This window comes from Streptomyces sp. a15 (assembly GCF_059026085.1).
In genome coordinates this window covers 1-17,259 of the sequence record NZ_JBWLKM010000047.1, presented here as the reverse complement: position 1 = coordinate 17,259, position 17,259 = coordinate 1, and the positions used below count along the sequence as shown (strand labels likewise).

Annotated in this window: 17 protein-coding genes; 8 read left to right on the top strand and 9 right to left on the bottom strand. The window is 69.7% G+C overall.

The features are described 5' to 3' along the window. The first annotated feature begins 163 nt into the window (after window positions 1-163). From AC5P09_RS34075 to AC5P09_RS34065, 3 genes are read left to right on the top strand one after another with little or no spacing between them, the layout of a single operon-like run. Window positions 164-1,015, top strand: a complete 852-nt coding sequence (locus AC5P09_RS34075; protein WP_493877576.1) for a helix-turn-helix domain-containing protein — start codon at window positions 164-166, stop codon at window positions 1,013-1,015. A gap of 10 nt (window positions 1,016-1,025) precedes the next feature. Continuing rightward, on the top strand, window positions 1,026-1,211 hold the full coding sequence (locus AC5P09_RS34070) for a DUF397 domain-containing protein (RefSeq protein ID WP_493877575.1): 186 nt from the start codon (window positions 1,026-1,028) through the stop codon (window positions 1,209-1,211). Then, the gene (locus AC5P09_RS34065; RefSeq protein WP_493877574.1) at window positions 1,208-1,609 is read left to right on the top strand and encodes a nitroreductase/quinone reductase family protein; all 402 of its coding nucleotides are present in this window, start codon (window positions 1,208-1,210) and stop codon (window positions 1,607-1,609) included. The genes AC5P09_RS34070 and AC5P09_RS34065 overlap by 4 nt, the downstream gene beginning before the upstream one ends. Here the strand turns inward: AC5P09_RS34065 and AC5P09_RS34060 are convergent. The 7 genes from AC5P09_RS34060 to AC5P09_RS34030 form a co-directional block, all read right to left on the bottom strand. Beyond that, window positions 1,542-2,060, bottom strand: coding sequence for an ATP-binding protein (locus AC5P09_RS34060; protein WP_493877573.1), 519 nt, complete (start codon window positions 2,058-2,060; stop codon window positions 1,542-1,544). The genes AC5P09_RS34065 and AC5P09_RS34060 overlap by 68 nt on opposite strands. Window positions 2,061-2,278: 218 nt before the next feature. Next, window positions 2,279-3,736 (bottom strand): aldehyde dehydrogenase family protein, encoded by a 1,458-nt coding sequence (locus AC5P09_RS34055; protein ID WP_493877572.1) that lies wholly within the window; start codon window positions 3,734-3,736, stop codon window positions 2,279-2,281. Then, window positions 3,733-5,463, bottom strand: coding sequence for an N-acyl-D-amino-acid deacylase family protein (locus AC5P09_RS34050; RefSeq protein WP_493877571.1), 1,731 nt, complete (start codon window positions 5,461-5,463; stop codon window positions 3,733-3,735). The genes AC5P09_RS34055 and AC5P09_RS34050 overlap by 4 nt, the downstream gene beginning before the upstream one ends. A 136-nt stretch (window positions 5,464-5,599) precedes the next feature. Beyond that, the gene (locus AC5P09_RS34045; RefSeq protein ID WP_493877570.1) at window positions 5,600-6,718 is read right to left on the bottom strand and encodes an LLM class flavin-dependent oxidoreductase; all 1,119 of its coding nucleotides are present in this window, start codon (window positions 6,716-6,718) and stop codon (window positions 5,600-5,602) included. Between the two features lie 161 nt (window positions 6,719-6,879). After that, on the bottom strand, window positions 6,880-7,653 hold the full coding sequence (locus AC5P09_RS34040) for an SDR family NAD(P)-dependent oxidoreductase (protein ID WP_493877569.1): 774 nt from the start codon (window positions 7,651-7,653) through the stop codon (window positions 6,880-6,882). 47 nt (window positions 7,654-7,700) lie between these two features. Then, entirely contained in the window at window positions 7,701-8,615 is a 915-nt protein-coding gene (locus tag AC5P09_RS34035) for a TIGR03619 family F420-dependent LLM class oxidoreductase (protein WP_493877568.1), read from the bottom strand. Then, complete coding sequence (locus AC5P09_RS34030) at window positions 8,612-9,841, bottom strand: amidohydrolase family protein (protein ID WP_493877567.1); 1,230 nt, start codon at window positions 9,839-9,841, stop codon at window positions 8,612-8,614. Before AC5P09_RS34030 ends, AC5P09_RS34035 begins: the two co-directional genes overlap by 4 nt. A 438-nt stretch (window positions 9,842-10,279) precedes the next feature. On the opposite strand from AC5P09_RS34030, the gene afsR reads away from it, so the two are divergent. Then, window positions 10,280-13,342, top strand: coding sequence for an SARP-family global regulator AfsR (afsR, locus tag AC5P09_RS34025; protein ID WP_493877622.1), 3,063 nt, complete (start codon window positions 10,280-10,282; stop codon window positions 13,340-13,342). Between the two features lie 231 nt (window positions 13,343-13,573). Beyond that, window positions 13,574-13,780, top strand: a complete 207-nt coding sequence (locus tag AC5P09_RS34020) for a hypothetical protein (RefSeq protein WP_493877566.1) — start codon at window positions 13,574-13,576, stop codon at window positions 13,778-13,780. A 242-nt stretch (window positions 13,781-14,022) separates the two neighbouring features. On the opposite strand, the gene AC5P09_RS34015 is transcribed toward AC5P09_RS34020, so the two are convergent. Together AC5P09_RS34015 and AC5P09_RS34010 are read right to left on the bottom strand one after the other, a co-directional pair. After that, window positions 14,023-14,217: a hypothetical protein gene (locus AC5P09_RS34015; RefSeq protein ID WP_493877565.1), complete on the bottom strand. Its 195-nt coding sequence runs from the start codon at window positions 14,215-14,217 to the stop codon at window positions 14,023-14,025. A 64-nt stretch (window positions 14,218-14,281) separates the two neighbouring features. After that, the gene (locus tag AC5P09_RS34010) at window positions 14,282-14,902 is read right to left on the bottom strand and encodes an ATP-binding protein (RefSeq protein ID WP_493877564.1); all 621 of its coding nucleotides are present in this window, start codon (window positions 14,900-14,902) and stop codon (window positions 14,282-14,284) included. A gap of 117 nt (window positions 14,903-15,019) precedes the next feature. On the opposite strand from AC5P09_RS34010, the gene AC5P09_RS34005 reads away from it, so the two are divergent. From AC5P09_RS34005 to AC5P09_RS33995, 3 genes are all read left to right on the top strand, one after another. After that, window positions 15,020-15,877, top strand: a complete 858-nt coding sequence (locus AC5P09_RS34005; RefSeq protein ID WP_493877563.1) for a helix-turn-helix domain-containing protein — start codon at window positions 15,020-15,022, stop codon at window positions 15,875-15,877. Beyond that, a complete protein-coding gene (locus AC5P09_RS34000; protein ID WP_493877562.1) occupies window positions 15,852-16,064 on the top strand; it encodes a DUF397 domain-containing protein in 213 nt (70 codons plus the stop codon). Before AC5P09_RS34005 ends, AC5P09_RS34000 begins: the two co-directional genes overlap by 26 nt. Window positions 16,065-16,314: 250 nt before the next feature. Next, window positions 16,315-17,133 carry a hypothetical protein gene (locus AC5P09_RS33995; RefSeq protein ID WP_493877561.1) on the top strand — a complete coding sequence of 273 codons (819 nt, stop codon included), beginning with the start codon at window positions 16,315-16,317 and terminating at the stop codon, window positions 17,131-17,133. Window positions 17,134-17,259: the final 126 nt, after the last annotated feature.

Sequence of the window (17,259 nt, the reverse complement as noted above, 5' to 3'; positions counted from 1 at the left end):
CTGGTGTCTCTGCCGTGGCGTCCCACGGTGCGCTTCCGGGCGGGGCGCCTGGATACGAAGATAAGGCTCCTGCAAAGTTCCTTTGCCAGATTCCGAAGAATCTGCGTACCTTCTCCCTCGTGTGGGTGACAGCCCCCGTAGGCACCAGCTGGGAGAAGGCGGTATGACGACAAGGCCGGCCCCGACCGCCCGACGCCTCCGACTCGCCACGGAGCTGCGCAAACTGCGTGAGCGGGCGGGCTTGACGTCGACCGAGGCCGCGAAACTTCTCGGCACCGGCTCCGGTCAACTCAGCAATGTCGAGTCGGCCCGGTTCGGCGTGAGCCCCGACCGAGTCCGTGCGATGGCCCGCGCGTACACATGCTCGGACCAGGCGTTCGTCGAGGCGCTGGTCGCCATCGCGGCCGACAAGACGCGCGGCTGGTGGGAAACGTTCCGGGAGGTGCTTCCCCCGACGCTCCTGAGCATCGCGGAATTGGAGTACCACACCACCGCACTGTGGTCCGCCAACACCGCGCACATCCCAGGACTCCTCCAGACCACGGACCACGCCCGCGAGATCTTCCGGCAGGTCGTCCCCGAGTTCTCCCGATCGGACATCGAGCACCGGGTGAGTCACCGACTACAGCGCCAGGCGCTACTGGACCGGAACGAACCGGCTCCGTTCCGCGCGATCATCCACGAGGCCGCTCTCCGCGTGCCGGTCGGTGGCCACGCCGTCGCCAGGCGTCAACTGGAGCACCTGGTGGAGCAGAGCGAGCGCGAGCACATCACGATCCAGGTGATCCCGTTCGTCATCGGCGCCTACCCGGGAGCCGGCCAGAACATCCACTATCTGTATGGCCCTGTTCCCAAGCTCGATACGGTCTCGCTGGACCAGTCCCACGGGCCCGTACTCGTAGACGCGGAGGCCCAGTTGGAGATGTACCGCATCCTGCTGAACCGTATGGAACAGGTGGCTCTGGAGCCCTCGAAGTCCCGCGACTTCATCCACAACCTCATCCACGACCTGTGAAGGAGAGCCCATGCCCACCTCCTCCTGGCAGAAGTCGTCCTTCTGCGGGCAAGGCGAGTCCTGCGTCCACATATCCGCCACCCCAACCACCATCCACCTGACCGAAAGCGCTGACCCCGCCCAAACCATCCTCACCACCGACCCCGTCACCTTCGGCGCCCTGCTGAACGTACTGAAAGCCTCGGAAAGCACATGAGCAGAACCCGCCTCGGCGACCTCCGCTTTCGTGCCACCACCGGCTTCCAGCGCCGCGTCGGCAACCCGGTCCTGCGCCGCCTCCCCCTCCAGACGGTCCTGGAGACCACGGGCCGCGTCTCCGGCCTGCCCCGGCAGACCCCGGTGGGCGGCCGTCGCGTCGGCAACTCCTTCTGGCTGGTGTCGGAGTTCGGCGAACGTTCCCAGTACGTCCGCAACATCAAGGCGGATCCACTGGTGCGGGTGCGGATCCGGGGCCGCTGGCACACCGGAACGGCTCACCTCCTGCCCGACGACGACCCGGTGGCCCGTCTGCGCAGCCTGCCGCGGCTCAACAGTGCGGGGGTGCGAGTGCTGGGGACCGGACTGTTGACGGTGCGGGTGGATCTGACGGACTGAACAACGAGGACACGGTCGCGGGCCCGCACTCTGCCCACAGCAGTTTCCCGCCGTGCCCTGCCCTCAGCGCGTACCCTCCCCACGCATCGGCCAAAGCCCGCACGAGCTGCAACCCACGACCGCCCGCGGCGTCCTCCGCCGGTACGGCGGCGAGAGCGCCACCGCCACCGCCACCGTCGCCGAAACCGGGCGGGAGTCGGGAGTCGGCGTCCCAGACGGCGACCCGCAGCCGACCGGGCCCGACGGAGCGGATACGGAGGGCGTAGGGGCCGCTCGTGTGCCGGTGGGCGTTGGTCAGCAGCTCCGATACCAGCAGCTCGGCGGTGGGGGTGAGCCGGGCGAGGCCATGGACGGCCAGGACCGTGCGCAGAGTGGCGCGGGCGACACCTGGCGCGCGGGCATCGCGCGGAAGGTCGAGGGTGTAGGCCCAGGGTGGGGATAACGTCGCCATCGGAAGTCTCCGATCACTGAGGGACTCGGGTGGCGCCCGGGGCCCTGGCCATGGCGTCCCACGGTGCGCTCCGAGACGAGGCGCCTGAGCATGACGATAGGGACCGCAGATGACGTACGGGGGTCCGAGATCCTTCTGCTCGCACTTCGGTCGTGTGAGCAGAGCGGCCGGGCCGCCTTCGACCTGCAGGCCACCGCGAAACCACCGGACTCCTCACGTCACCCCGGCCACACGATCGCCTGCACCTCGCTGTACGCATGCAGCGCGTACGACCCGACGTCCCTCCCCACTCCGCTCTTCTTGAACCCTCCGAACGGCGCCTCCATGTTCCGCCCGACGGTGTTCACGCCGACCCCGCCGGCGCGCAGTCGCCGCGCCACCCGGAAGGCGCGGGCGACGTCCGCCGACCAGACGTAGTCGATGAGGCCGTAGTCGGTGTCGTTGGCCATCGCCACGCCCTCGTCCTCCTCGTCGAAGGGGACGACCACGACCACCGGCCCGAAGATCTCCTCGCGGGCCACCCGCATGTCGTTGGTGCAGTCGGCGAGGAGGGTGGGGGCGACATAGAAACCCCTGTCGGACACAGACGGCCGTTCGCCGCCCGTCACCACCACCGCGCCCTCCTTCCGGCCCAGTTCGACGTACGACTCCACCCGGTCCCGGTGCGCCGCCGAGATCACCGGCCCGACCACCGTCTCCGGCTCGCTCGGAGCGCCTACCTTCAACCGGCGTGCGTACCCCGCCAGTTGCTCGACGAGACGGTCGTACACCCCTCTCTGCGCAAGCACCCGCGTCGGTGCCGTGCAGATCTGCCCGCTGTAGAAGGAGAAGGTCGTCCCGATCCCGGCGACCGCCGACCCGACGTCCGCGTCGTCGAAGACGAGCGCCGCGCCCTTCCCGCCCAGCTCCATCAGCTGCCGTCTCATGTCCCGGCCGCAGACCTCGGCAATTCGCTGCCCGACCGCCGTCGAACCCGTGAAGCTCACCATGTCGACGTCGGGGGACGAGACGGCCGCCTCCCCCACCTCCACCGACCGCCCGGACACCACGTTCACGACCCCCCGCGGCACGCCCGCCGCCTCCAACGCCTCCGCCATCCGGTAGACGGACAGCGGGTCCTGCGGGGCGGGTTTCACCACCACCGTGTTGCCCATGGCCAGCGCCGGGGCGACCTTGCCCGCCGGGTTCGCCCACGGGTTGTTGTACGAGGTGATGCAGGTGACCACCCCGACCGGCTGCCGTACGGCCAGCGCGCCCATCACCGCCGCCCGCCCCATCGGCCCGGCCTCGTTGATCTGCGGCGGGATCGCCCACTCGGCGGGCTCCACGCGCGCGTACCGCCGGAAACGGGCGGCGGCCACCCCGACCTGCATCCGCCGGGCCGTCGCCGTGGTCGCCCCGGTCTCCGCCCGGGCGAGGTCGGCGTACGACTCCAGGTTCCCGCCGATGATCTCCGCGGCCCGCGCGAGGATCGCCGCCCGTTCCTCCGGCGTCGTACGCGACCACGGCCCGAAGGCCTCGCGGGCCGCGGCACAGGCCGCGCGCACCTGATCCCGCGAGGCCTCCGGCGCCCGGCCGACGGTCTCCTCGGTCGCCGGGTCGACGACCTCGTAGTGACCGCCGTCCGGCTCGATCCAGGCACCGCCGACGAACAGCCGCTGTCCCTCAGCAGTCACCTGGTCGCCACCGTCCGCGTGTCCCGCCCGGACCGCAGCACCTTCCCCGGCACCGCCCCGCTCACCTGGTCGTCCCGGATCGCCTCGACCCCGTTGACCCACACGGCCCGTATCCCGATGGCCTTGGAGTCCAGCCGGGGACTGTCACCCGGCAGGTCGTGCACCAGGGTGGCCGTGCCCGCGGCGATCCGTTCCGGGTCGAAGAGGACGAGGTCCGCATGCCAGCCCTCCCGCACCTGTCCCCGCTCGCGCAGCCCGAACAGCCGCGCCGGGTCGTCCGTCAGCATCTTCACGGCCTGTTCCAGGCCCACCAGTTTCCGCCCGCGCAGACAGTCCCCGATGAAGCGGGTCGTGTACGGGGCCCCGCACATCCGGTCCAGATGCGCGCCCGCGTCCGACCCGCCGAGCAGCACGTCCTCGTGCTGCCAGGTCTCGGCGCGCAGGGACCAGGACGCCGGGTCGTTGTCGGTGGGCATGGGCCACAGGACCGTACGCAGCTCGTCGGCCGCACAGATCTCGACCAGGCACTGGAACGGGTCCTGGCCGCGTTCCGCCGCGATGTCCGCGACCACCCGCCCGCTCAGACCCCGGTTCGCCTCGCTGTACGTGTCGCCGATGACGTACCGCCCGAAGTGCGTCAGCCGCCGGAAGACGCCCGCCTCCTTGGACCCGGCCCGCTCCAGCATCTCGGCCCGGACGGACGGGTCGCGCAGTCGCTCGATCCGCTCCGGGACGGGCAGGGTAAGGATCTGACCCCACCCCGGGATGAGGTTCAGGGCGCAGAACGTGCCCAGGGACATGTTCATCGGCGTGAGGATCGGCATGGTGAGCGCGACGACCCTGCCGCCCGCCTTCCGCGCCTGCTCGCTCGCGAGGAGCTGCCTGGGCACCCGCTCGGGGACGGACGCGTCGACGGTGAGGACGTTCCAGTTCAGGGGCCGTCCGGCCGCCGCGCTCATCTCCACGAGCAGGTCGATCTCCGCGTCGCTGAACTGGTCGAGACAGCCCGCGACGATCGCCTCGATCTGCGTGCCCTCGTGCTCACCGACCGCCCGCGACAGCGCCAGCAGCTCGGCGGGCAGGGCGTGCCGGGAGGCGACCGGCTTGCCGTCGCCGTCGGAGTGGGTGGAGGACTGGGTGGTGGAGAAGCCCCAGGCGCCGGCGTCCATCGCCTCGTGGAAGAGCGCGAGCATCGCCGCCAGCTGCTCCTCGTTCGGCTGTCCGCCGATCGCGTCCGGTCCCATGACGTACCGCCGCAGCGCGCAGTGCCCCACCATGAACCCCGCGTTGACGGCGATCCGCCCCTCCAGCGCGTCCAGATACTCCCCGAACCCGTGCCAGCTCCAGGGCGCCCCCTCCTCCAACGCGACCAGGGACATCCCCTCCACCTTGGACATCATCCGGCGGGTGTAGTCGGCGTCCTCGGGGCGAGCCGGGTTCAGCGGCGCGAGGGTGAAGCCGCAGTTGCCGGCGGCGACCGTGGTGACACCGTGATTGAGGGAGGGGGTCGCGTACGGGTCCCAGAACAGCTGGGCGTCGTAGTGGGTGTGGGGGTCGACGAAGCCGGGGGCGAGGACCAACCCGGAGGCGTCCTCGGTGGTCCGGGCTTCTTCGGTGATCTTCCCGACGGTCGCGATACGACCGTCCCGGATGCCGACGTCCGCAGTGAACGCGGGCGCGCCCGTGCCATCGACGACGGTCGCACCCTTGATGACGTGATCAAGCATGGGCTTGCCTCCTTGAACTCCGGGCCGGTGTACGTACCTCAGGGGCGCGGGGCTGTATCGATTTGCGGCTCCGCCGCGTGGGCGCGACCAGCCACAGACGGCCCGCAGCCGCAAACGGCCCGCAGCCCCACGGCGATCAGGCGGACTGCCGGAACCGGGACGTCCGATGAACAGGATCCGTATCGATCTTCGGAATCACGTGCTCCCCGATCAGCCGAATCGTCTGCAACGTCTCCTCCTTCGGCACCCCCACCGGCAGCCCGAAGCTCAACTGATCCGCCCCCGCCTGCTCCCACCGCTTGCACTGCCGGACCACCTCATCGGGATCCCCGCAGATCAGCAGCTCCTCCTCGATGAGCACCTCGACGAACTCCGCGGTGTACTCGGGCAGGGTCTCCGGCCACACCGGGAACCCCTCGGGACGAGGAAACGTGTCGTGGTACCGGAACACCAGCGACGGCAGATAGTGCAGCCCGCCCCGCACCGCGATCTCGATCGCCTCGGCGTGCGTCGGCGCACAGATCGCCGTCGTCGTCACCATCACGTTGTCGTTGACGAAGCCCCCGATCGGCTCGGCGTCCACGATCGCGTTCTTGTACTGCTCGAGCACCCACTCCATGTCGGAGACCTTCTGCACGCTGAAGCCGAGCACGCCGAGGCCCTTGCGGGCGGCCATGGCGTACGAGGGCGGCGAGCCGGCGGCGTACCACATGGCGGGGTGGGACTTCCCGTACGGCTTCGGCAGGACCTTCCTCGGCGGGAGCTGCCAGTGCTTGCCCTGGAAGCCGACGTACTCGTCCTGGAGCCACATCTTCGGGAACTCGGCGATGGTCTCCTCCCAGATCTCCTTCGTGTAGTTCATGTCCGTGATGCCGGGGAGGAAGCCGAGGATCTCGTGCGAGCCGGCCCCACGTCCGCTGCCGAACTCGAAGCGGTTCTCGGTGAGATGGTCGAGCATGGCGACCTTCTCGGCGACCTTCACGGGGTGGTTGACCTGGGCGAGCGGGTTGAAGATCCCGGAGCCGAGGTGGATGCGCTCGGTGGCGTGTGCGAGGTAGCCGAGGAAGACGTCGTTGGCGGAGAGGTGCGAGTACTCCTCCAGGAAGTGGTGCTCGGACGCCCAGGCGTACTTGAAGCCTGACTTGTCCGCCTGGATGACGTACTCGGTCTCCTCCATCAGCGCCTTGTGTTCGGCCAGCGGGTCGGTCTCGGCGCGCTTGCCCACGTATCCCTGTACAAAGAGCCCGAATTCCAAGGAGGTTCACCGTCCCCAGTTCAGTTTCCGAGAGGTTTCTGACGAGGTCTCTGACGAGGTCTCTGACAAGGTTTCTGACGCGCCGTCAGATCCGCCCGTGGGCCGACTGTGGCACCGGGCGCATGCACCGTCAATAGCTGACGGCCAGTCAGCTGGGAGCCTCAGACGATCGACACACCCGCCAGCCACCCCCCGTCGATCACGAACGGCTGCCCGGTGATGTAGGAGGAGTCGTCGGCGGTCAGGAACAGCGCCAGCCGCGCCACCTCCTCCGGCCGCCCGATCCGCCCGAGCGGCACGAGCTTGCGGTACAGCCCGTCGAGGGCGCGGGAGGTCTCCGCGGCGTCGGCTCCCCCGGGGTCCAGCTGGGCCGGGTTGGACATCGCGGTGTCGATGGCGCCCGGGCACATGGCGTTGACCCGGATGTTCCGGGGGGCCAGTTCCAGGGCCGCGACCCGGGTGAGCCCGACGATCGCGTGCTTGGTCGCCGCGTACGCGCCCACCGCCGCCATTCCGGTCACGCCGGTGTAGGAGGCGGTGTTGACGATCGTGCCCCCATCGGACATTCGGGGCGCCACCGCCTTGATCCCCAGGAAGCAGCCGACCTGGTTGACCTTGACGATCTGCATGAACTCGTCGAGGGGCGTGTCGAGAAGGGTGTTGAAGCGGAGGATCCCCGCGTTGTTGACGAGCCCGTCGACACGGCCGTACGCCTCCACGACGGCATCGACGGCGGCCCTCCACTCCTCCTCCCGCCCCACGTCGAGGTGCACGTACAGCGCCCCGATCTCCTTGGCGAGGCCCTGCCCCTGCTCGTCGAGCACGTCCGCCACGACGACCTCGGCGCCCTCCTCCCGGAACAGCCGAGCCTCCTGCTCCCCCTGCCCGCGCGCCGCCCCGGTGACGATGACGACACGTCCGTCCAGCTTGCCCATACGGGTCTCCTTGTTGGCTCTACAGGGTCGGCTCTTCAGGGTCGGCTTTACAGGTGGGGAGCGATCTCCAGCCCGAACGCGGCGATCTGGTCGGTGAGTTCGGTACGGCTCCGGCTGCGGAACCTGACCTGGATCTGGTGGACGCCCATCGCGCGGTAGGCGCGCAGGGACTCGGCGAGTGCGTCGGGCGGGCCGGTGAGGGTACGGCGCCCGACGTCCCAGGTGGGGGTGCCGACGTAGAGCGGCTCGGCGATGGCGCCGATGGTGAAGGGGCCCTGGAGAGCGGCCTCTTCGCGCAGGTGCCTGATCCGCTCGATCTGCGCGGGCAGCCGTTCGCGCGGGTCGCCCTGCGGGAGCCAGCCGTCGCCCTTGAGGGCGGCCCGGCGTACGGCCGCGGGCGAGGAGCCGCCGACCCAGAGGGGGACGCGGGCCTGGGCCGGCCTGGGACGCTGGCCGAGGTCCTGGAAGTCGTAGAACTTGCCGTGGTGTTTGGGGAACTCGTCCGGCCCGAGGGCCTTCCTCAGCGCCTCGACGGACTCGTCGAGCACGGCGCCCCGCTGCCGGAAGTCCACGCCGAGCGCCTCGAACTCCTCCTCCACATGCCCGGCCCCCACCCCGAGGACCAGCCGCCCGCCGCTCAGATGGTCGAGGGTGGCGTACTGCTTGGCCGTGAGCAGCGGGTGCCGCAGCCCGACGACGGCGATGTGACTGAGCAGCCGTACCCGCTCGGTCGCGGCGGCCAGGAAGGCGAGGGTGGCGACCGGGTCGTACCAGACCGTGCTCATGGCGGACGCGAGCCGGCGCGGGATGGCGACGTGGTCGCAGCAGGCGACGTAGTCGAAACCGGCGCGGTCGGCGGTGCGGGCGAGGTCGAGGAGGTCGTCGGGCCCGGCGGCGGCCTCCCAGGGTTCGGCGTAGATCGTGGACTGGGACTGGACGGGGAGCTGGATGCCGTACTTCATGCACCGCTCCACAGACCGTCTGGAGTCAGTCCCAGCAACTCGATCGCGTTGCCCCGCACGATCCGCTCCACGACGTCGGCGTCCAGGTGCCCCATCTGCGCCTCGCCGACCTCGCGCGACTTCGGCCAGGTGGAGTCGGAGTGGGGATAGTCGGTCTCGTACAGGACATTGCCCACCCCGATGGCGTCCAGGTTCCGCAGCCCGAAGGCGTCGTCGAAGAAGCAGCCGTAGACGTGCTCGGCGAAGAGTTCGGACGGCGGCCGGTGGACCTTGTCGGCGACGCCGCCCCAGCCGCGGTTCTCCTCCCAGACGACGTCGGCGCGTTCGAGGATGTAGGGGATCCAGCCGATCTGCCCCTCGGCGTACATGACCTTGAGGTTCGGGAAGCGCTCGAACTTGCCGCTCATCAGCCAGTCCACCATTGAGAAACAGCAGTTGGCGAAGGTGATGGTGGAGCCGACGGCGGGCGGGGCGTCGGCGGAGGTGGACGGCATCCGGCTGCTGGAGCCGATGTGCATGGCGACGACGGTGCCGGTCTCGTCGCAGGCGGCGAGGAAGGGGTCCCAGTCGTCGGTGTGGACGGACGGCAGCCCGAGGTGCGGGGGTATCTCGGAGAAGGCGACGGCACGGACGCCGCGGGCGGCGTTGCGGCGGACTTCCGCGGCCGCCAACTCGGCGTCCCAGAGGGGGATGAGGGTGAGGGGTATCAGCCGGCCCTGCGCCTCCGGTCCGCACCACTCCTCCACCATCCAGTCGTTGTAGGCCTGGACGCAGAGCAGGCCGAGCTCGTGGTCCTTCGCCTCCGTGAAGGTCTGGCCGCAGAACCGGGGGAAGGTCGGGAAGCAGACGGCGGACTGGACGTGGTTGACGTCCATGTCGGCGAGCCGGGCGGGGACGTCGTACGAGCCCGGCCGCATCTGCTCGTACGTGATGACCTCGAGCTTGATCTCGTCCCTGCTGTAGCCGACGGCGGTGTCGAGGCGAGTGAGGGGGCGATGCAGATCCTCGTAGATCCACCAGTCGCCGAGCGGGCCGTCGTCGCCGGGGCGGCCCATGACGGGCTTGAAGCGGCCGCCGAGGAAGGACATCTCCTTCAGGGGGGCGCGGACGGTGCGGGGGCCGGTGTCGAGGTACTTCTTCGGGAGGCGGTCCTGCCAGACGGTGGGGGGTTCGACGGTGTGGTCGTCGACGGAGATGATCAAGGGCAGTGGGGTGTGGGTGTCCATGGCGCTGACGGTAGCGCTGATCTGACGAACCGTCAGCTATGAGGATGGGAACTTCTGGATGACCGGCAGGTGGGGAGAGGGAGTGAGGGCCTTGTGATTTACCGCGCGCCTACCTGTGATCGCATCCTCCCCAGCTGACGCATCTGCCATGAACAAGGCAAACTGGCGGGGTGGCTCAGGACATCTAGGGGGACGACGGCGATGGACGGTGTACCGCGAGTGCCAGAGGTACCGCGTGTGCCGAAGCAGTGGCGGCGTCCCGGCTTCTCCGAGGAGGGGGCGGTGGGGCTGGGAACGGACACGCACGGGGCCGAAACGGCGGCCGTGGCTCCGGGATCCGGCGCGCCCCGGAGTGACGAGGGGGGCGTGGGGCCTGGATCCGTCGGGGCGGTGGTAGAGCCTGGAACTGACGTGGTGGCCGAGGCCGAAGAGGCGGCCATGACTCCGGAACTCGGCGGGCCCGCTGCCGAAGAGGCCGCCGTCACTCCGCAACCCGGCGGGCCCACTGCCGAAGAGGCCGCCGTCACTCCGCAACCCGGCGGGCCCACTGCCGAAGAGGCCTCCGTCGCTCCGCAACCCGGCGGGCCCACTGCCGAAGAGGCCTCCGTATCATTGCGCTTCGGCGTGCTCGGTCCGGTGCGTGCCTGGCGTGGCGCGGAGTCGCTGAGCACCGGTTCGCCCCAGCAACGCGCCCTCCTGGCGGCCCTGTTGCTCCGCGAGGGCCGTACGGCCACCGCCGCCGAGCTGATCGACGCGCTGTGGGGCGAGGAGCCGCCCTCGCAGGCGCTGGCGGCGCTGCGGACGTACGCCTCCCGGCTCCGGAAGGTGCTGGACCCCGGGGTCCTGGTCAGCGAGTCCGGCGGGTACGCGGTGCGTGGCCTCGGCGAGGGCGCCCTTGACCTCTCCGTCGTCCAGGACCTGGCGGCGGAGGCGGAGAAGGCCCGGACGGCGGGCGACCTGTGCCACGCCCGGGACGTCCTCGGCCGGGCGTTGGCCCTCTGGGACGGTGAGGCGCTGGCCGGGGTGCCGGGCCCGTACGCGGAGGCGCAACGGGTCCGCCTGGAGGAATGGCGCCTCCAACTCCTCGAGTCCCGCCTGGACATGGACCTGGAGCAGGGCTGCCACGCGGAGTCGGTCTCCGAGCTGACGGCCCTGACGGCGGCGCATCCCCTGCGCGAGCGCCTGCGCGAGCTGCTGATGCTCGCCCTGTACCGCAGCGGACGCCAGGCGGAGGCCCTGGCCGTCTACGCGGACACCCGCCGCCTGCTGGCCGACGAACTCGGCGTGGACCCCCGCCCGGGCCTGAAGGAACTCCAGCACCGCATCCTGCAGGCGGACCCCGGACTCGCGGAACCGTCGGCCCCGAAGGCCGAGCCGTCCTCCGTGCCGGTCCGCCCGGCCCAACTCCCCGCCAATGTCCCGGACTTCACGGGCCGGTCCGCCTTCGTGTCCGAGCTCGGCGACGTGCTGGCATCGGCGGAGGGCCGCGTCATGGCGGTCTCGGCGGTGGCCGGAATCGGCGGCGTCGGCAAGACGACCCTGGCAGTCCACGTGGCCCACCAGGCGCGCAGCGCCTTCCCCGACGGCCAGCTCTACGTCGATCTCCAGGGCGCCGGCGCGAGGGCGGCGGAGCCGGAGACCGTACTGGGCTCCTTCCTACGCGCCCTCGGCACCGCCGACTCCGCCATCCCCGACTCCCTGGAGGAACGGGCCGCGCTGTACCGCTCGGTACTGGACGGCCGCCGGGTGCTGGTGCTGCTGGACAACGCCCGCGACGCCGCCCAGGTACGCCCCCTGCTCCCCGGCACGGAGGGCTGCGCGGCCCTGATCACCTCCCGCGTCCGAATGGTCGACCTGGCGGGGGCCCACCTGGTGGACCTGGACGTCATGTCCCCCGACGAGGCACTGCAACTGTTCACGAAGATCGTCGGCGAGGAACGCGTCCGCTCCGAGCGCGAGGCCGCCCTGGACGTCGTGGCGGCCTGCGGCTTCCTCCCCCTGGCGATCCGCATCGCCGCCTCCCGCCTGGCAGCCCGCCGCACCTGGACCGTCTCGGTCCTCGCGGCCAAGCTGGCCGACGAACGCCGCCGCCTCGACGAACTCCAGGCCGGCGACCTCGCCGTGAAGGCCACCTTCGAGCTCGGCTACGGAGCCCTGGAGCCCGCCCAGGCCCGCGCCTTCCGGCTCCTCGGCCTGGCGGACGGCCCGGACATCTCCCTGGCAGCCGCCGCAGCGGTCCTGGACCTCCCCACGGAACAGACGGAGGACCTCCTGGAGTCCCTCGTCGACACGTCACTGCTCGAATCGGCGGCGCCCGGCCGCTACCGCTACCACGATCTGGTCCGGCTCTACGCGCGTGCCTGCGCGGAGCGGGACGAGTGGCCGCCGAGCGAGCGGGAGGCGGCGATGTCCCGGCTGCTGGACTTCTATCTGGCGACGGCTGCCGGGGTGTACGCCATCGAGCGGCCTGGGGATCGGTTGGTGGATCACCTGGAGCCGACCCGTGCCGCAGGGCTGACGTTCACGACTCGACAAGCGGCATGGGACTGGCTCTACTCAGAGGCCGTACCACTGCTCGCCTGCGTACGCCAGTCGACCGAGAGCAACACTCTCCGTCGCGCGATCGACCTCCTGTGGGCATCGGTGGACCTGGCTGAGTCCGGCGCCAATTCGAAGGAATACGAGGCCGCCGCCGCGGCCCTGCGTGATGTCGCCCGCTCTGTGAGGGACGTCCGTGCGGAGGCGCGCGCGTCCGTCGTACTGAGCAACGCCCGTCTCTTCTCCGGCATGTTCGACCCGGCCTACCAAGAGTCACAGGACGCGTTCCAGCTTGCCGAGAGCGGTGATGATCCGCTGCCCTCCTGCTGGGCTGCGAACATCCTCGGGAGCATCGCCTTCTACCAGAACCGGCACGAGGACGCCGAGAAGTACTTCAGCCGGGCCATCGAGAAGTTCCGCGGCTGCGGCGACCTGGCGGGGGCGGCGGCCGGGCTGTGTAATCTCTCACGCATTCATCTCGCAACGGGCCGCGCTGGCAGTGCTGTTGACCTCGCCCGCCAAGGAACGGAGATCTACGAGAACCTCGGCCACTCCCTCCGAGGAGCCAACGGGCACTATGCGCTCGGGATGGCACTCGGCAAGACGGGGCAGCACTCCACTGCCGCTGAGCAACTGGAGAAGGCGCTTCGAGTCTTCCGCTCCAGTCGCCAGCGCCTGTGGGAGGGGATGACTCTCTGCCGTCTCGCGGAGATCGATCTCGACGCGCGAAAGCCGGCCCATGCGGCTAGCAGCGCCGAAACGGCGCTCGCGGTGCTCCGCGGGGTCGGCGGCGAATGGCGTCGAGCGCACGTGCTCACCGTGCTGGGCAGGGCGCTGAAGGGGATTGGACACTCCGGAAGGGCGCGGGTCTGCTGGCGCGAAGCCCTGGAGATCTACGAGAAGTTGGACTCCCCGGAAGCCGTACAGGTACGCGAGCTCCTCACCCCGATCGCAGCCGCGTAGGGTTCGGCACCAGACCCGCCGAGGTCCCTTGGGGCCGTTCATCGTTCGTTTATCGCCGACCGGCACTCTCTTGTTGTCGATCCGTCGCGTCGGGGGGCAGACGGACCGTCGGTCGCGCCGCCTCACCCGTTGTCTAAGGTGGGCGGCCGAGTGTCCGTCCGGTCACCCTCGGGGGAGTGACCGGGCGGACCGTCACCGTTCCGACTTGTTCCAACAAGGGGAGGCACCACCATGAGCGAGACCGAGAAGGACCCGGTCGCCACGCCGGACAACACCCACGTCACCGACGAGCCGGCCGCTGAGGAGATCACGCCGCTCAACACTCATGTGACCAGCAGCCCGATCAAGCCGCTGAACACGCACGTCACTGACGTGGAAGACGAGGGCGAGACCGAGACCACCCCGGACAACACCCACGTGACGGCCAACCCCAGCTAGACCTTTTCCCGCACGGGGATCGGCCGCGGCGGCCCGGAGGGGGAGCCGCCGCGGCCGATGCAGCCAAGTGCATGTTTCACGACAACTCCTGGCGCGAACTGTTCGACCATTTCGAACGATCACCCTTCTTGCCACTGGCGTCACTTGGTATTCGGAACGTCCCCTCTCGACATCCACGCCACCTGATAGCGAGTCAGCACCAGACAGCCGGGACCGAGCTCAAGCTCGGCCCCGTCGCCGTATCACTCCGTCGGCATCGCACTACCGGTCAAGTGGGTCATTGCCGCTCTGACGTAGAGGCCGGGGTACACATCCTGGCCGACGATCACCGCGCAGCTCGACGCACTCGTTGACCGTCTCCGCCTGGTCTCCGCCGCCTGCCGCGCCATCTCGGCGGTCTCGTCGTTCATCCGGACGTTGATCTGTGTCTTGGCCATGATGGGACGGCGTCACCGAATACGAACCACCGGTACCACCTGATACCAAGCGCAGGGATCACGTTCACACCGCCCCGCCTCCCGCATCCACGCCGTCCAACTCGCACCACACCGTCTTGCCTGCCACCCCCTGATCCACGCCCCACCGCAAGGCCACCGCATCGAGGAGGGCGAGACCGCGACCCGTCTCGTCATCGCCCGAGGCATGCAGGAGGACGGGGAGTGCCCGCGCGTCCGGGTCGGTGACCTCGGCGCGCACACGGCCGCCGGCCACACGAGCCACCCGCACACGGACCGGCGTCCCCTCCCCCACGTGCCGGATGACGTTGGCGACAAGCTCGGTCACGCAGAGCTGGACGTCGGCGCAGGGGGCGCCCAGGTGTCGGCGTACGGCGCGGCGGAGGTCGGGGACCGCCTTGGGGGTGGCCGGGAGGTCGAGGCCGAGGTCGAGACCTCCCCGCAGGACCGCCGCGAGCCGACGCGCCGTCACGGTGTTGCAGTTGCCCAACGCGACCAGGCCGGCCGGGGGCGTGTAGGTCCCCGCGAAGGTCGGCAGGTCGGCGCGGAGGGAGGGGAGCGTGATGCCGTGGGCGACGAGGGCGTTGCGGAGGTCGCTCACGCAGTGGTCCACGTCCTCGGCGACGGCGGGGGTGGGGGTGGGGGTGGGGGGTTGGGTCTCCCGCATGAGGCGACACCTTCCTGTGCTCTCTGTGACGAATCAGTCACACAGTGGCGTGAAGTTGCGTACCTTAAAAGGGGTTTCCCCTACGCAAGCGCAACTGGCAAATGGCGGTGATGACTTGTGCCCTCGCGCAAGAATCCTGACGCTTCGGCGAATGTCCCCTCCTTCTACGGCGCGGAGTTGCGCTACCAGAGGGAGTTGGCGGGGCTGACCCTTGAGCAACTGGCGGAAGGCAGTTTCCGCGGAATCCCCTTCCTGAGCCAGATCGAGCGCGGTGAGCGGCGGATGCCGTTGGATCTGGCCCAGCACGTCGACAGGGTGCTGAAGACGGACGGCTTTTTCGAGCGGCGTTGTGAAGACGCCCGACGCGCCCGGCAGTCGGGACATGCGGAGTACTTCGCGGATGCGGCGGAGATGGAACAGCACGCGGAGACGATCGAGGACTGGGCCCCGATGCTCGTGCCCGGTCTGCTGCAGACGGCCTCCTACGCACGAGTGATCGTCCGAGCGGCCATGCCTCGGGCCTCGGACGAGGAGGTCGAGAAGAAAGTGAACGCCCGGATGGGCCGGGCCAAGCTCTTCACCTCGGAGAACCCGCCCACGTTCTGGGCGATCCTCGACGAGTCCCTGATCCGCCGGGCCGCCCTTCCTGCTGAGGGGATGGCGGAGCTGCTGGAGCACATCACAGGGCTGATCCGGTCCACGCGCTCCATTTTGCAGATCGTCCCGGAAACCTCCGCAGCCCATCCGTTCATGATGGGCATGACCAGGATCATGACCTTCCCGGACGCCCCTTCTGTCGTGTACACCGAGAGCCTGCACAGCGGGCAACTCATCGACTATCCGGCGCTCGTGAAGCAGTACCGGGAGTCGTACGATCTGCTCAGGGCCGTCGCACTGCCGCCTGAGGCGTCCCTGACGATGATCGAGGCTGCGGCAGAGGACTATCGACATGGCAAGCCACGAGTTCGAGATTGACCTCACTGCCGCCCGCTGGCGCAGGAGCACCTACAGCAACGGCACCGGCGGCGAGTGCGTCGAGGTGGCCGACGGCTACCTCGACGCCGTCCCGGTGCGCGACTCGAAGACGACTGCTCGGAAAGGTCAGGTGCTCGTATTCCGCTCTCGCGCGTGGCATGCCTTCGTCGCCTCCGTGAAGGGCTGAGCTCCCTCCGATCCCGGGTAGGTCCTGTTTCCGCCCAAGGCCGGGGTGCCGGAGTTATCCACAGGCCCCCGAGAACTCCGGTCCATTCTGCGATCTTGAGTGGGTGGACGAACGAAGGGCACTGCGAGAGCTGACCGAAGGGGGCGTACTGCTCACCTCCCGCGCCCTCAGCTGTGGCTGGCCGCGCCGGAGTCTCACACGTGCTCTGCGCGAGCAGGGGTGGACCCCTCTCCAAGCGGGTGCCTGGGCTGTGCCGGGACAGGCCCCGGACCTCGCCACACGGCTCCGGGCGGTTCAGCTCCTCACGCCCCGGCTCGTCGTGAGCCACCAGTCGGCCGCCGCGCTCTGGCGGATCGAGACCTTGGCCTCTGCCGCCGATGCGCGCTTGGAATTCATCGATCCCGTACGCAGCGCCCGGCCAGAAGGCAAGGGAGTTCACGCGCATCGCATCGCCCTCGCAGCGGACGATGTGGTGGATGTGCGAGGCCTGCGGGTCACGGGCGCGGTGAGAACAGTCGCCGATCTCCTCCGGGCGGGACCGCGAGACAACGCGCTCGTCGCTCTGGAATCGGCGCTCAACTATCGCCGGGTCGGCCAGGTCCGACGGGCACCGCTCACCCGCCTCGACGCGATCACCGCCGCACTCGACCCCTCTCTCCGAGGATCGGCAGGAGCTCGCCGCCTGCTCCAGCTGTGCGACCCGCATGCCGGATCACCGGCCGAGACCATCACCCGACTCCGCATGCACGACGCCGGGCTCCGACCCGAGAGCCAGGTCGAGCTGATCACCCCGGCCGGCCGTCAGCTCTTTCTCGACTTCCTTTTCCGGAAGGAGTGCCTGGGCGTCGAGATCGAGGGATACGCCTATCACGGCACCCCTGAGGCCCACCGACGGGACATCGCCCGCTTCAACCAGGTCCTGCAGTGCCCGGAGGTACGGGGCGGCTTGCTGCGATACACGGCCGCGGACGTCTTCCAGCGCCCCGGGCAGATGATCGAGGGCATCCGCACGGCCCTGAGGACGTCGGCAGGGCGAACCTCTGAGGCCGGCCTGGCTCGACAGCCCTGAGTCGAACCGCGACCACGGCATACGTCAATTTCGAGTTGCCGTAGGGCCACTCGCTTCTTGGCAGTGTCGTGCTTCCACGACCCGAGTAAAGGGCGCTCCGCCTCCGGCTCCGCGTCGGCTGCGCCG